Source organism: Streptomyces melanogenes (assembly GCF_014649795.1).
Lineage (GTDB): Bacteria > Actinomycetota > Actinomycetes > Streptomycetales > Streptomycetaceae > Streptomyces > Streptomyces noboritoensis.
Genome location: NZ_BMTS01000011.1, coordinates 237,882 through 251,499 on the forward strand (window position 1 = coordinate 237,882; position 13,618 = coordinate 251,499).

Sequence of the window (13,618 nt, forward strand, 5' to 3'; positions counted from 1 at the left end):
CTTCGGGTGTACGGGTGGAAGTGGAAAGGGAGTCAGGCCCAGCTCAGTTGGGCCGGCCGAACCATCGGTTGAGGGATTCGGCGAGCCCCTCCGTGCGCGAGGCGGAGGGGGAGACCCAGGCGACATAGCCGTCGGGGCGCACCAGGAACGCGTCCAGGCCGTCGTCGCAGTCGTGCTGCTTAGCGGTGACCGTGGTGACACGGTCGGCCCAGCCCGCGGCGAGCTCGCGCAGGTGGGAGTCGTCGGTGAGGTCGAACAGGACGGCCTTGCCGGCCGCCAGCAGCTCGAAGTTGGTGGTCTTCTTGCCGTCGACCACCAGTTCCTCGTCCTTCAGACGCCGGCCGAGGAGCGGATGGTCGCCCTCGCCCACGTCGTGCCGGATGTCCAGGCCGGTGACCATCCCGATCAGCGTCTTCTGGACGTCCTCGAACCCGGTCAGCTCGGTGAAGACGTCGAGCAGCGGGGTGATCTCGTCGCCGCCCAGGTAGAGGATCCGCTGGGCGAGCGTGTTGGTGAGGACCCGGGCACCGACCGGGTGGCGCTCGGAGTGGTACGTGTCGAGCAGGCCCTCGGGGGCCTGGCCCTTGATCTCCAGGGCGAGCTTCCAGCCGAGGTTCACCGCGTCCTGCACGCCTGCGCTCATTCCCTGCGCGCCGATGGGCAGGTGGATGTGCGCGGCGTCGCCGGCCAGGAAGACCCGGCCCTTGCGGTACTCGGCGGCCTGGCGGCTCACATCGGTGGTGGTGGAGACCCAGTGCACGGTGGCGCCGCTGATGTCCTCACCGGACAGGCGCTTGAACGCCTCGGCCACCTCGTCGAAGGTGATCGGGTCCGGGCTCTTACGGAGCGGCTCGCTCCGGTCGAAGTAGACGATCCGGCAGCGCTCGGGGCCGAGCGGCAGCACCATGACCATGCCGCCGGGCACCCGCTCGCCGCTGAAGCGCGGGCGCAGCGGCACCCCGCTGATGTCGGCGAACCGGAGCTCGATGGCCGGGTCGGTGCCCGGGAAGTCGATGCCCGCGAGCTTGCGCACCACACTGCGGGCGCCGTCCGCGCCCACCAGGTAGCGGCCGCGCAGCGTGGCCGGGCCCTCGGGCGTGGAGACCTCCACGGTGACCCCGTCGGCGCCGTCCTCAAGGCCCGTGACCTCGACCCCGCGGCGCACCTCGGCGCCCAGCTGCCCGGCCCAGCCGGCCAGCACGCCCTCGGTGCGCGACTGGGGGATGCCCCGGGCGCCGTACGAACCGCCCTCGACCAACCGGTAATCGATGGACACTCCGCCGAAATGACCGACCGGAATGACGTCCACACCACCGAATCGCTCCAGCAGTCCGCGCTGGCCGAATTCCTCGATGGTACGCGCCGAGAATCCCAGAGCACGCGACTGCTGAATCGGCTCGGCAAGGCGGTCGACGACAATCACGGACACGCCGTTCAGGCGCAGTTCGCCCGCGAGCATGAGTCCAGTGGGGCCGGCTCCCGCGATAATTACGTCCGCGTCAAAGTTAGACATCTACCCTCTTCCGACTGGCGTTTCTCCAGTATCCCGAGGGGGCAAGCGAGCGTAAATAGCTGCTAGTACAGGCCTTTGACAAGTACGTCAACTCTGCTACAAGGACTCTTGGTCAGAGGCCTGCTCCGGAGTCATCCTCAACCATGACCTCAAGCCAATCCACCGCCGATGTCGCGGCTCTCCTGGACCGCTACCTGATCAATCTGGACGACGACAAGCTCGATGACGCCTGGGCCCGGGGGCTGTTCACCGAGGACGCCGTGGTCGAGTTCCCGATGAGCCGGCACGAGGGGATCGCGGGCCTCGCCGAGTACCACAGCACGGCGCTGGCGGCGTTCGCCCGCACCCAGCACACCAACACGCCCGCCGTGGTCGAAATCGACGGCGACCAGGCCTCTTTGCGCGCCAACATCGTCTCCACCCATGTGCACCACCCCTCCGACCATCCGGAGGACGCCGACCGCGACCCGATATTCGCGAACGGAAGCCTGGTGAGCGCCAAGGCCCGCCGCACCCCGGACGGCTGGCGCCTGAGCCTGCTGTCGCTGCGCATGATCTGGGTGACCGGCACCCCGCCCCGCAAGGGCTGAGCACGCCACGACCGACAAGAGAGCGGCGGTACGGGGAGGAAGCCCCCCGTACCGCCGCTCTCTGCTTAGCACTTGCCCGCCGTGCCCGCGTCTCCTTCTATACGTTCAGGCTCATCACGCGGTCGACCCGGATCTCGACCACCACGCGGCCGGGCGGGTTGGGCGGGCCGGAGCGGTAGCGGCGGGCGTAGCGGCGCGCGCCCTCGGTGACCCGCGCGGGCTCGTCGACGACCTGCGCCGTGCCCTCCAGGGTGACCCAACTGAAGCCGGCCACCTGGCAGATGGCGACGCGGCCGCCGGCCGTGGCGATCAGGTTGCGGGCCTTGCGGGACGAGGACACCGTCATCACCCGCGCGAGCCCCGCCTCCGCGTCCCAGGTGAACCGCACCGGCGCCACGTGCGGGGACCCGTCGGACCGGATGGTGGTCAGCGTGCCGATGTGCGGCTCCGCCAGGAATGCCTCCACCGACGCCGACACCTCCGGCGCACTCGTACGCCCCAGGGGCAACGACATCGTGTTCGTCCTTCCGTCTCACTGCAGCTACCAGGCCATTGTCAACACCCGGGGCCCACCTTTGGAACCTGCTGGGCAACTGCGAACCGCATACCCCAACTGGCGTGAAGTCGGGGCTGGTTCAGTAGGTGACGTCAGGGCATAGTAGAGTCAAACGGAGGGAGGTTCCGTATGCCAACGTCAACGCCGGTCACCGAGAGCGGTGGCCGCCGGCTCCGGGCCGATGCGGAGCGCAACCGGGCCCGGGTCCTGAACGCGGCGCGCGAGCTGTTCGCGGAACGCGGCGCCAACGTCTCCATGGACGAGGTGGCCCGGCACGCCGAGGTCGGCGTGGGCACGCTCTACCGCCACTTCCCCACCAAGGAAGCCATGGTCGTGGCGGCCTCCCAGCAGCGCTTCGGCGAGATCCTCACGTACTACCGCACGGTGTGCCGAGAGTCGGCCGAGCCGCTCGAAGCGCTCCAGATGCTGCTCACCCGGGTCGGCGAGGTGGAGGCGCGCGACCGGGGCTTCGCCAGCGTCGTCGGCGGCACGCTCGGCTCCGAGGGCCCGCCCAGCACCATGCGGGCCGACCTGGAGGCCGAGCTGGTGGACCTGGTCGGCAAGGGCCAGGCGTCCGGTTCCATCCGGCGCGACATCGCGGGCGCCGACATCCTCGCCCTGACCTGCGGCCTCACCTCGATCGTGCACCGCCGCAGCGGCGACTGGCGGCGCTACATCGACATCGTGCTCGACGGCCTGCGCTCGGACCACATCACGCCGTAGTGCCCGCCCCGGGGACGCGCGGCGGGCCGGATGTCAGACCCGTCCTGTTGTATGGGGGCATGAACCACACGAGCACCACGGATCCGCGCACCGAGGCCGACGCCGTCCTGGCCCGCCTCGTCGGCGACCCCACGGGAGCGGCCCGGCTGCGCGAGGACCAGTGGCGCGCCATCGAGGCCCTCCTCCAGGGGCGGCGGGCGCTGGTCGTCCAGCGCACCGGCTGGGGCAAGTCCGCGGTGTACTTCGTGGCGACCTCGCTGCTGCGCGAGCGCGGCAGCGGCCCCACGGTGATCGTCTCGCCGCTGCTCGCGCTGATGCGCAACCAGGTGGAGGCCGCCGCCCGCGCGGGCATCCGCGCCCGCACGATCAACTCGTCGAACACCGAGGAGTGGGAGACCGTCCAGGCCGAGGTGGCCGCGGGCGAGGTCGACGTGCTCCTGGTCAGCCCGGAGCGGCTCAACAACCCGGACTTCCGGGACGAGGTGCTGCCCAAGCTCTCGGCGGCCACCGGCCTGCTCGTGGTGGACGAGGCGCACTGCATCTCCGACTGGGGCCACGACTTCCGCCCCGACTACCGCAGACTGCGCACCATGCTGGCCGAGCTCCCCCCGGGCGTCCCGGTCCTCGCGACGACGGCGACGGCCAACGCGCGCGTGACGGCCGACGTGGCGGAGCAGCTGGGCACCGGCGCGGACACCGACGCGCTGGTGCTGCGCGGCCCCCTGGACCGCGAGAGCCTGAGTCTGAACGTGCTGTCGCTGCCGGACGCGGCACACCGCCTGGCCTGGCTCGCCGACCACCTGGACGAGCTGCCGGGCTCCGGGATCATCTACACGCTGACAGTGGCGGCCGCCGAGGAGATCACCGCGTATCTGCGCCAGTGCGGGCACACCGTCGCCTCCTACACGGGCCGCACCGAGAACGCGGACCGCCAGCAGGCGGAGGACGACCTGCTGGCCAACCGGGTCAAGGCGCTGGTCGCCACCTCCGCCCTGGGCATGGGCTTCGACAAGCCGGACCTCGGCTTCGTGGTCCACCTGGGCTCGCCCTCCTCCCCCATCGCCTACTACCAGCAGGTGGGCCGCGCGGGCCGCGGTGTGGAGCACGCGGAGGTATTGCTGCTGCCCGGCCAGGAGGACGAGGCGATCTGGCGCTACTTCGCCTCGGTCGCCTTCCCGCCCGAGGAGCAGGTCCGCCGCACCCTGGACGTGCTGGCCCAGGCGGGCCGCCCGCTCTCACTGCCCGCCCTGGAGCCGCTGGTCGAGCTGCGGCGCACCCGCCTGGAGACCATGCTCAAGGTCCTCGACGTGGACGGCGCGGTCCACCGCGTCAAGGGCGGCTGGACGTCCACCGGACAACCGTGGGTGTACGACGCGGAGCGGTACGCGTGGGTGGCCCGCCAGCGCTCCGCCGAACAGCAGGCGATGCGCGACTACGCGGCGACGGACGGCTGCCGGATGGAGTTCCTGCGCCGCCAGCTCGACGACGAGCGGGCGGCCCCGTGCGGCCGCTGCGACAACTGCGCGGGCGCCCGCTTCACCGCCGACGTCTCCGGCAAGGCGCTGGACGCGGCCAAGGGCGAGCTGGGCCGGCCGGGCGTGGAGGTCGAGCCCCGCAAGATGTGGCCGACCGGGCTCGCGGCGGTCGGCGTGGACCTCAAGGGTCGTATTCCCGCTGGTGAACAGGCCTTCCCCGGCCGGGCCCTGGGCCGCCTCTCGGACATCGGCTGGGGCAACCGGCTGCGCCCGATGCTCGCTCCCCAGAGCCCCGACGGACCGGTTCCGGACGATGTGGTCGACGCCGTGGTGACCGTCCTGGCCGACTGGGCCAAGGGCCCCGGCGGCTGGGCGGGCGGCGGCCCCGACGCCCCGCCCCGGCCCGCCGGCGTGGTCACCGTCGCCTCGCTCACCAGACCCCGGCTCGTGGAGTCGCTGGGCGCCCGGATCGCCGAGATCGGCCGCATGCCGCTCCTCGGGTGTGTGGAGTACGGGGAGGAGGCCGCCGGGGTCCGCGTCCCGGCCTCCAACAGCGCCCAGCGGGTGCGCGCCCTGCACCACGCCTTCACGGTGCCGGACGGACTGGCGCGGGCGGTGCGGGAGGCAGGCGGCCCGGTGCTGCTCGTCGACGACCGCTCGGACACGGGGTGGACGCTGGCGGTGGCGGCCCGGCTGCTGCGCAGGGCGGGCGCGCAGGGGGTGTTTCCGCTGGTCCTCGCCGTGCAGGGGTGAGCCCGGGAGTCCAGGGCGTGATCGGGGGCGCGACTGGGCAGGGATATGAGCGTCATACCCTCCGATTCCAGTCAGCGGCTCCATTTGCTCGTTGCCGCGTGCCCGTGAGCCAGCGAGAATTGGAGCCGCGCCTCAGCGGTGGACCCGGTATCCCGGGCCGCGCCGTGCTGCGCCCTCACCCGACCCTGCCCGCACTGTGGGCGCGTATCCGGAAGGGAGGACCGTGACCTTCGGATTCGCACCGTCCGCAGCCTCGGCAGGCGCGTCGTCCCTCATGTCGGCGGCCTCGGCCAACCGACTCGCCAGGATGCTGGAGCCCGCGGAGTGGGCCTCGGCGGGGATCCCGCTGCTGCGCAACCCCCGCGAGGTGGTCAGCGGGCTGCACAGCAGGCACCGCCCGACCCCGTCGACGGCCGTGGTCGCCGTCCTGGACCACGAGGAACGGCTGGCCGCCAGCGCCTCGTTCGTCCGGCGCCCGGTCGCCGCCGACGGCTGGGAGTTCCGCAACGCGCTGCTCGCGCACCTGCGCCGGGTGATCCCGCACGACCTGCGCCGCCGCACCCCGGTGCGCACCGCCGTACTGCTCTACTGCCGTGACGGCGACGAGCGTTGGACCGAGGAGGACGGCGCCTGGATGTGGGGCCTGCGGGACGCCTGCACCCTGCACGGGCTGCGCTGCGGCGCGTACATCACCCTGACGCGCGCCGGCTGGCAGGTCCTGGGCGAGGGCCGAGGCGGCCGCCACCCCAGCTCCACAACCCGCCCCGCCCCCTTATCGGCCCCCGACCCCGACCCCCTGCCGCTACGCAGCGGCTCAACAGAGGCCCTACGCAGGGTGGCGGCGCGCTAGCGGGCGCATACGGGCAGGGGGCTGCGCCGTGCGCGCCCCCAAAGGGGCGCGGGGAACTGCGCGACCAGCCACATACGGCCCGCAGACGAAAGCGGGTGTAGGGGCGCGGGGAACGGCGCGAGCAACCCACCACCGGCCCGCAGACAAACACCGGGCCAAAAAGGTGCGCGCTCAGACCCCCGCGCTCAGCGCCGCATTGATCCGCTGCGGATCACCACAGACGATCAGCAGCGCACCGGCGCGCTCGCGGGCGAGCGGCAACGCGGCCAGAGCCGCATCATCCCCGCCGTTGACGGCGACGATCACCACAGCCCGACCAGCCGCCCGCGCGGCGGACGCCGCGGACGCGTAGAAGACGTCGTCACGCGCATCGTGCTGCGCCCAGTACGACTCCTCGCCGAAGGACAGCTCGTGAGCCGCCCACGGATGCTGCTCACCCGTGGTGAGGACCAGGATGTCGCCCGGCGCACGACCGGTGTCGAGCAGCAGGTCCACCGCCTCGCCCGCGGCGTCGAGCGCGCCGTCGGCCGGGGCCGGGATCAGCTGGACCTGCGGCCCGGCAGCCGCCGGACGGGGCGCCTGGGGCTGCGCGGCGGTGTGCGTGCGCTGCGCGGGGGGCGTGGGCCGGGCGGGACCGGGACCCGGAGTTCCGGGACGCGGTGCCGCCGCGGTACGCGGACCAGGAACGGGACGGGGGGTCGGCGCGGTGCGGCCGGCGGCCGGAGTGACGCGGGGACCCTGGGCGCTCTCGTGAATCTGAGGCTCCTCGGGGATGAGAGGCATGGGTAAAGGTCTATCAAACGCCGGTGAATGGGGCACCACCGGGTGGGCACAAAAGTGCGATCGGGGCGGAGTCTCCCCGTAAAGGGCGGGGAAAGTCCAGGGATTTCAGAAGTCGAAGCCGAGCTGGCCCCCGCTTTCCAGTGCGGCCGCCGCCGCCGAGACCCGGACCTTCTTCAAGTGCCGCCAGCGCGGCAGCGCGTCGAGGTACGCCCAGGACAGCCGGTGGTACGGGGTCGGACCCCACTCCTCCAGGGCCGTCTTGTGCGTGGGCGAGGGGTAGCCGGCGTTGTCGGCGAAGCCGAACGCCTCGTACTCCCCCGCCGCTCCCCCGAGTTCGGCCATCATCGCGTCCCGGCGCACCTTGGCGATCACCGAGGCGGCCGCGACCGCGATGCAGGACTGGTCCCCCTTGATGACGGTACGGACCCGCCACGGCTCGCCGAGGTAGTCGTGCTTGCCGTCGAGGATCACCGCCTCCGGCCGTACCGGAAGCGCGTCCAGCGCGCGGACGGCGGCGAGACGGAGCGCGGCGGTCATTCCGAGCTCGTCGATCTCCTGCGGCGAGGAGTGCCCGAGTGCGTACGACGTCACCCAGGACTCCAGCTCCCCGGCCAGTTCGAGGCGGCGCTTGGGGCTGATCAGCTTGGAGTCGGTCAGGCCCTCGGGCGGTCGGCGCAGCCCCGTGACGGCGGCGCACACCGTGACGGGACCGGCCCACGCCCCGCGTCCGACTTCGTCGACACCGGCGATGATCTTGCATCCGGTGGTGGCGCGGAGTGAGCGCTCGACGGTGTGGGTGGGTGGTTCGTACGGCATGGCGCCAGCAAGGTTACGCCGCCCGGGCCGCCGAGGACACCCCGGCCACCCCGTGCGGGCCCGCACACCCCGATCAGGCCGTCCCGGCCCGCAGCAGCGGCACCATCACGTGATCGATCATCTCCGCGACCGCCTCGTCGGGCCATTCGCTTCCGCGCACCTTCGCGCGGAACATCATCAGCCCGGGAATGACATCGAAGATCACCTCGGCCGTGGCGTCGGCCCGCACCTCGCCCCGCTCGATTCCGCGCCGCACGGCCTCCCGGAAGAGCCGCTGGGCGGGCTCGACCAGGCGCCGCAGCACCATGCCGTGGAACCGTTCGGCGCTGGCGGCGTCGCACTCGTAAAGCACCGAGCGCAGCGCGAAACCGGACCGCGAGTACATCGCCTCCCGCAGCCGCAGGCAGAGCTGGTAGAGGTCCTCGCGCAGCGAGCCGTGGTCGTCGGCCCGGTCCAGATGGGGGAACCCGGCCCGCAGCGCGTCGGCCACCAGCTCCTCCTTGGAGGACCAGCGACGGTACACCGCGGCCTTCCCGGTCTGCGCCCCGGCGGCCACGCCCTCCATGGTGAGGGCGTTCCAGCCGACCGTGCTCAACTGCTCCAGGGCCGCGTCGAGGATCGCCCGCTCCAGGACGGGCCCCCGGCGGCGCGGCGAGACCTGCGGGGCCTCGTCGGCAGCAGTCCAGCGCGAAGTAGCCATCGTCTTCTCTCCGTTGGGGACGGGTCGCCCCCCATGGTGGTCGCCCTCCAGCCGTTTGACCAGGAACAGCGTCCGCGAACACCCCCGCACGGGCCCGTCATCCCACCGACAACCTGCCCCAACTCCCCTTAGTGAACGCTTGTGTTCACTCTTTCCGGCTCGCTAGGGTCGTCAATAGTGAACGGTGGCGTTTCCTAGTACGACGTACGTCTCAAGGGACCCTTTATGACGTCAGATCAGATAGACGCGAAGCCCGGCACCCCCGCACCCGAACCGCACCCCCCGCGCCCCGACCGCCCCGGCATCGCCCTCACGGTCATCGCGATGTGCCAGCTGATGGTGGTCCTGGACGCGACGATCGTGAACATCGCGCTCCCCCACATCCAGACCTCCCTCGGCTTCTCCACCAGCGACCTGACCTGGGTCATCAACGCCTACGCGCTGACCTTCGGCGGGCTGCTCCTGCTCGGCGGCCGGGCCGGCGACCTGCTCGGCCGGCGCCGGATGTTCATCACCGGCATCCTGGTCTTCACCCTCGCCTCGCTCCTCGGCGGCTTCGCCCAGGAACCCTGGCAGCTGCTCGCCGCCCGCGCCCTCCAGGGCATCGGCGGCGCGATCGCCTCGCCCACCTCGCTCGCCCTGATCGCGACCACGTTCCCCGAAGGCCCCGAGCGCAACCGGGCGTTCGGCGTCTTCTCGGCGGTCTCGGCGGGTGGCGGCGCCATCGGCCTGATCGCGGGCGGCATGCTCACCGACTGGCTCAACTGGCGCTGGGTGCTCTTCGTCAACGTCCCCATCGGCGTGGCCATCGCCGCGCTCGCGCCGCGCTACATCCGGGAGTCCCAGCGCCACTCCGGCACCTTCGACCTGGCCGGCGCGTTCACCTCGACCGGCGGCATGGCGGCCCTGGTCTACGGGTTCATCCGGGCCGCGAGCGACGGCTGGCGCGACGGCCTCACCCTGGCGTCCTTCGGCGCGGCCGTGGTCCTGCTGCTCGCCTTCGTCGCGGTGGAGCGCCGCTCCGCCCAGCCGATCACCCCACTGCGGATGTTCGCCGACCGCAACCGCTCCGGTACGTACGTGATCATGCTGAGCCTCGCCGCGGCCATGTTCGGCATGTTCTTCTTCATCGTGCTCTTCGTGCAGAACGTGCTGCACTACAGCCCGGTCAAGGCAGGCGTCGCCTTCTTCCCCTCGACCCTGGCGATCGTCCTGGCGGCGGGCCTGGCCACGAACCTGCTGCCCCGCATCGGCCCCAAGCCCCTCGTGGTCACCGGTTCGCTGATCACCGCGGGCGCCATGGCCTGGCTGACCTTCATCGATCCGGACAGCACCTACACCGGCGGGATCATCGGCCCGCTGCTGCTCTTCGGCTTCGGCATGGGCCTGAACTTCGTCACGCTCACCCTCACCGCGGTCTCCGGCATCGCCGACAGCGAGTCCGGCGCCGCGTCCGGCCTGCTCAACACCACCCAGCAGGTCGGTGGCGCGCTCGGCCTGTCCATCCTGACCACGGTCTTCGGCACCGCGAGCCGCAACGAGGGCAAGACCCAGCTCAAGGACTTCCTCGCACACGGCTCACCCGAGCAGAAGGCGGCCTTCGCCAAGACCCACCAACTGCCCGCGCCCTGGAGCGACGAGGTCCTCGCCCACGGCATCGGCACGGCCTTCATCGCCGCCGTGGCCCTGGTATCGCTGGCCGCGCTGGTCGCCGTCTTCGTCATCCAGGTCCGCAAGAGCGATCTGGAGGCGCTGAGCGGGAAGGCGGGCGTGCCGGGCTGACCCATGGCGGTACGGGCGCCCCGGGGTTCCGGAGCGCCCGTAAAGGCCCCAAGGGCCTCGGATCCGCCTCAGCCCGAAGCCGCCGCCGGGACCCAGCCCGGCAGCTCCTCGGTCCGCGCCAGCCACTCGGCCGGGGGCGCCCCGGCCTTGCCGGCCGCGATCACCCCGCCGACGATCGCGCAGGTGGTGTCGACGTCGCCGCCCGCCTGCGCGGTCGTCCAGAACGCCTTCTCGTAGTCGCCGAGCGAGCGCGCGGCCGACCACAGCGCGAACGGCACCGTGTCGTGCGCGCTGGTCCGCCGCCCGCACCCGAGCACCGCGGCCACCGTGCCCGCGTCCCCGTAGTCCAGCATGTCCCGCGCTCGGCGCAGCCCCGCGCCGACCGCGCTGCGCGGCACCAGCGCCACGACGCCGTCGAGCAGCTCCGCCGGGGTCGGCGGGCCCGCCGGATCGGCGGCCAGCGCGGCGGCGGCCGCCACCGCCATCGAGCCCACCACGGCCTCGCGGTGCTGGTGGGTGGTGTACGAGGAGATCTCGGCCTGGTGGGTGGCCTGCTCCGGGTCGTCCGCGTACCAGGCGCCCAGCGGCGCGATCCGCATCGCGGAGCCGTTGCCCCAGGAGCCCTGTCCGTTGAAGAGCCCGGCGGCCAGCTCCCGCCAGTCCCCGCCCTCCCGGATCAGCCGCAGCATCCGGTTGACGGCCGGGCCGTACCCCCGGTCGAAGTCGTGGTGCTCGGCGAAGGAGCGGGCGAGCCGGTCCTGGTCGATCCGGCCGTGCGCGGCCAGGACGGCAAGGACCGAGCAGGCCATCTCGGTGTCGTCGGTCCACTGCCACGGGCCGTCGGGCAGCTGGCGCCGTTTGAGCAGCGGATAGTGGGCGGGGACGAAGAACTGGGAGCCCAGGGCGTCTCCCACGGACAGCCCGCGCAGGCTGCCCAGCGCGCGTTCGAAGCGTGATTCGAGTGTGGAGTCAGCGGTCATCGCACACCCACTCTATCCGGTGATGCCGTACGGCTCGGGGACGCGCCACCGCTCGAACTGCCGGTCCAGTGTGTACCGCCCGTCGGGGCCGAGGAGCAGCGTCCTGGTCTCCGCGTTCCCCGGATTGGAGAGCGACTCGAAGTCCGCCACCGTCCAGTGGAACCAGCGCATGCAGAACAGCCGCATCGTCAGGCCGTGGGTGACGAGCAGGACGTTCGGCGGGTGGTCGGGCGCCTCGAAGCTGCGGTGCAGGCTCTCCAGGAACGACCCCACCCGGTCGTACACGTCCGCCCCCGACTCGCCCTGCGCGAAGCGGTAGAAGAAGTGTCCGTACGCGTCCCGGTAGGCCTTCTGGAGCCTCACGTCCTCGCGGTCCTGCCAGTTCCCCCAGTCCTGCTCGCGGAGCCTGGGCTCCTCCCTGATCCGCACGAGCTCCGGATCGAGCCCGAACGCCTGGAACGTCTCGTGGGTGCGCCGGTACGGCGAGACGTAGACGCTGACGCGCTCGCGCCCGAATATCTCGCGCAGCCGCTCCCCCGTCTCCCCGGCCTGCCGCCGCCCGGTCGCGGTGAGCCGCAGCGCGTGGTCGGGCTCGCGCTCGTACACGGTGTCGTCGGCGTTCCCCTCCGACTCGCCGTGCCGGACGAGGACGATGCGACGCGGTCTTGCCATGCGTAAACCCTAGATCGCCGGTCTGACATTCGAGCAGCCGTCCGGCGCCATCCGGCGTATCGCTCACACCGTCCAGCTGGGATTCAGGTCGACGACGGCCCCGGACAGGCCCGCGACGTCGGCCTCCGTCCCCGCGCGCAGCGCGAGCCGCTCCACCCGGTCGGCCCGGTACTTGCCGTGCTCGGCGGCCGACCGCCACATGGAGAGCACCAGGAACTCGTTGCCCGGGGCCTCCCCGAACACCCCGCGCAGCATTCCGGGCGATCCGGCCATCGCCGGGTTCCAGATCCGCTCCTGCGCGCTGCGGAAGTGCTCGACGCGGTCGGCGTGCACCCGGCAGTGCGCCACCCGCACCACATCGGCGTCGGTGAAGCGCGGCTCGAAGCCGGTCTTCACGTCGAAGCGGTGGTCGAACAGCTTGGCGCGCGCGTCCCGGAACGTGCCGGACTGCGTGGCGGCGAGGCGGTCGTGGTGGCGCGCCATGAAGGAGTCGTAGAAGGGCCGGCTCTCCCAGAACGTGAAGACGTGCGCGACATCGGGCCGCCCTCGGCTCCACCCGCCGCCCTGGCCCCTGAATCCCGGCTCCCCCAGCAGTCCCGCCCACTTCCGCTGCCCCCGGTCGAAGCCGGGACGGTCGACCACAGTGCAGCGAATCCACTTGACCAGCACCGCGCCATCGTACGGCCAGCGCCCGTGGCGCCGGTCCCACTCCGGCGGACCGGTTGGCCCCGCGCGCGTGGCAGCATGGTCGGTGAGCGGCTGACAACGGGCAGTCACGGGGAGGGGTTTGGGGATGAGCGGCTTCAGCAAGGGGCTCGACAAGGTCGAGGTGGCACTGCGGTGGGACCCGAGCCCGGTCGGCTCCGCGGCCCACGACCTCGATGTGATCGCCGCGGTCTACACCGCGTCCGATCCGTACGGCAGCCCCGCCTATCTGGTGCACTTCGACAGCCGCTCGCCCGACGGCACGGTCTATCTGAGCCGCGACAGCACCACCGGAAAGGGCTTCGGGGACGACGAGGTGCTGACGCTGGAGTTCGCCCGCCAGCCCGACGCGCACGCCCGGATCGTGGTCGGCGTGGTCATCCAGCAGCGCCCGGACCGGCTCGTCTTCGCGGACGTGGCCAACCCCGAGGTCCGCATCCGCGAGGGCTACCGGGAGCTGGCGAGCGACGACTTCTCCTCGGTCGCGCAGAGCACGGCGGCGACGGTCGCGGAGTTCGTCCGTACCTCGGGCGGCGCCTGGGAGCTCCACCAGGGCGTACGCGGCTTCGACCTGGACCCGGACGCCTTCACCGCCGCGATGGGCGCACGGACCGTCTGACTCCTACGTACGGAGTACGTAGCTGAAGCACGGCGGTGTACACCCCCCGAACGCCCGCGTGGGGACCGGCAGTTCACCGGTCCCCACGGGGCAGGGCCTTT

14 protein-coding genes are annotated in these 13,618 nt (G+C 72.0%); 6 read left to right on the forward strand and 8 right to left on the reverse strand.

The annotated features are described in order from the left end of the window. Positions 1–43 precede the first annotated feature (43 nt). Positions 44–1,513, reverse strand: a complete 1,470-nt coding sequence (locus IE252_RS24400) for an FAD-dependent monooxygenase (protein WP_190091612.1) — start codon at positions 1,511–1,513, stop codon at positions 44–46. A 143-nt stretch (positions 1,514–1,656) separates the two neighbouring features. Between IE252_RS24400 and IE252_RS24405 the strand changes: the two genes are divergently transcribed. After that, on the forward strand, positions 1,657–2,103 hold the full coding sequence (locus tag IE252_RS24405; protein WP_190091613.1) for a nuclear transport factor 2 family protein: 447 nt from the start codon (positions 1,657–1,659) through the stop codon (positions 2,101–2,103). A gap of 97 nt (positions 2,104–2,200) precedes the next feature. On the opposite strand, the gene IE252_RS24410 is transcribed toward IE252_RS24405, so the two are convergent. Continuing rightward, entirely contained in the window at positions 2,201–2,617 is a 417-nt protein-coding gene (locus IE252_RS24410) for a pyridoxamine 5'-phosphate oxidase family protein (protein WP_190091614.1), read from the reverse strand. A 171-nt stretch (positions 2,618–2,788) separates the two neighbouring features. Here IE252_RS24410 and IE252_RS24415 point away from each other — a divergent pair, with 171 nt between their 5' ends. From IE252_RS24415 to IE252_RS24425, 3 genes are all read left to right on the forward strand, one after another. Beyond that, a complete protein-coding gene (locus tag IE252_RS24415; protein ID WP_190091615.1) occupies positions 2,789–3,382 on the forward strand; it encodes a TetR/AcrR family transcriptional regulator in 594 nt (197 codons plus the stop codon). 59 nt (positions 3,383–3,441) lie between these two features. Further along, complete coding sequence (locus tag IE252_RS24420) at positions 3,442–5,610, forward strand: RecQ family ATP-dependent DNA helicase (protein WP_190091616.1); 2,169 nt, start codon at positions 3,442–3,444, stop codon at positions 5,608–5,610. Between the two features lie 223 nt (positions 5,611–5,833). After that, entirely contained in the window at positions 5,834–6,460 is a 627-nt protein-coding gene (locus IE252_RS24425) for a hypothetical protein (protein ID WP_190091617.1), read from the forward strand. A gap of 171 nt (positions 6,461–6,631) precedes the next feature. Here the strand turns inward: IE252_RS24425 and IE252_RS24430 are convergent, their stop codons facing one another. From IE252_RS24430 to IE252_RS24440, 3 genes are all read right to left on the reverse strand, one after another. Beyond that, the gene (locus tag IE252_RS24430; RefSeq protein ID WP_190091618.1) at positions 6,632–7,243 is read right to left on the reverse strand and encodes a hypothetical protein; all 612 of its coding nucleotides are present in this window, start codon (positions 7,241–7,243) and stop codon (positions 6,632–6,634) included. Between the two features lie 105 nt (positions 7,244–7,348). Continuing rightward, positions 7,349–8,059, reverse strand: coding sequence for a ribonuclease HII (gene rnhB / locus IE252_RS24435; RefSeq protein ID WP_190091619.1), 711 nt, complete (start codon positions 8,057–8,059; stop codon positions 7,349–7,351). A gap of 73 nt (positions 8,060–8,132) precedes the next feature. Then, on the reverse strand, positions 8,133–8,759 hold the full coding sequence (locus IE252_RS24440) for a TetR/AcrR family transcriptional regulator (RefSeq protein WP_190091620.1): 627 nt from the start codon (positions 8,757–8,759) through the stop codon (positions 8,133–8,135). A 225-nt stretch (positions 8,760–8,984) separates the two neighbouring features. On the opposite strand from IE252_RS24440, the gene IE252_RS24445 reads away from it, so the two are divergent. Continuing rightward, positions 8,985–10,541, forward strand: a complete 1,557-nt coding sequence (locus tag IE252_RS24445; protein ID WP_190091621.1) for an MFS transporter — start codon at positions 8,985–8,987, stop codon at positions 10,539–10,541. Positions 10,542–10,609: 68 nt separating this feature from the next. On the opposite strand, the gene IE252_RS24450 is transcribed toward IE252_RS24445, so the two are convergent. From IE252_RS24450 to IE252_RS24460, 3 genes are all read right to left on the reverse strand, one after another. After that, positions 10,610–11,521, reverse strand: coding sequence for an ADP-ribosylglycohydrolase family protein (locus IE252_RS24450; RefSeq protein WP_190091622.1), 912 nt, complete (start codon positions 11,519–11,521; stop codon positions 10,610–10,612). Positions 11,522–11,533: 12 nt separating this feature from the next. After that, complete coding sequence (locus IE252_RS24455) at positions 11,534–12,193, reverse strand: histidine phosphatase family protein (protein ID WP_190091623.1); 660 nt, start codon at positions 12,191–12,193, stop codon at positions 11,534–11,536. Positions 12,194–12,256: 63 nt separating this feature from the next. Beyond that, positions 12,257–12,862, reverse strand: coding sequence for a YdbC family protein (locus tag IE252_RS24460; RefSeq protein WP_190091624.1), 606 nt, complete (start codon positions 12,860–12,862; stop codon positions 12,257–12,259). Positions 12,863–12,986: 124 nt separating this feature from the next. Here IE252_RS24460 and IE252_RS24465 point away from each other — a divergent pair, with 124 nt between their 5' ends. After that, complete coding sequence (locus IE252_RS24465; RefSeq protein ID WP_190091625.1) at positions 12,987–13,517, forward strand: TerD family protein; 531 nt, start codon at positions 12,987–12,989, stop codon at positions 13,515–13,517. Positions 13,518–13,618: the final 101 nt, after the last annotated feature.

What these genes read in the sequence shown, in the direction of transcription:
- IE252_RS24400 (WP_190091612.1), bottom strand. Translation starts at nt 1,513, where the DNA reads ATGTCTAACTTTGACGCGGACGTAATTATCGCGGGAGCCGGCCCCACT.
- IE252_RS24405 (WP_190091613.1), top strand. Translation starts at nt 1,657, where the DNA reads ATGACCTCAAGCCAATCCACCGCCGATGTCGCGGCTCTCCTGGACCGC.
- IE252_RS24410 (WP_190091614.1), bottom strand. Translation starts at nt 2,617, where the DNA reads ATGTCGTTGCCCCTGGGGCGTACGAGTGCGCCGGAGGTGTCGGCGTCG.
- IE252_RS24415 (WP_190091615.1), top strand. Translation starts at nt 2,789, where the DNA reads ATGCCAACGTCAACGCCGGTCACCGAGAGCGGTGGCCGCCGGCTCCGG.
- IE252_RS24420 (WP_190091616.1), top strand. Translation starts at nt 3,442, where the DNA reads ATGAACCACACGAGCACCACGGATCCGCGCACCGAGGCCGACGCCGTC.
- IE252_RS24430 (WP_190091618.1), bottom strand. Translation starts at nt 7,243, where the DNA reads ATGCCTCTCATCCCCGAGGAGCCTCAGATTCACGAGAGCGCCCAGGGT.
- rnhB (WP_190091619.1), bottom strand. Translation starts at nt 8,059, where the DNA reads ATGCCGTACGAACCACCCACCCACACCGTCGAGCGCTCACTCCGCGCC.
- IE252_RS24440 (WP_190091620.1), bottom strand. Translation starts at nt 8,759, where the DNA reads ATGGCTACTTCGCGCTGGACTGCTGCCGACGAGGCCCCGCAGGTCTCG.
- IE252_RS24445 (WP_190091621.1), top strand. Translation starts at nt 8,985, where the DNA reads ATGACGTCAGATCAGATAGACGCGAAGCCCGGCACCCCCGCACCCGAA.
- IE252_RS24450 (WP_190091622.1), bottom strand. Translation starts at nt 11,521, where the DNA reads ATGACCGCTGACTCCACACTCGAATCACGCTTCGAACGCGCGCTGGGC.
- IE252_RS24455 (WP_190091623.1), bottom strand. Translation starts at nt 12,193, where the DNA reads ATGGCAAGACCGCGTCGCATCGTCCTCGTCCGGCACGGCGAGTCGGAG.
- IE252_RS24465 (WP_190091625.1), top strand. Translation starts at nt 12,987, where the DNA reads ATGAGCGGCTTCAGCAAGGGGCTCGACAAGGTCGAGGTGGCACTGCGG.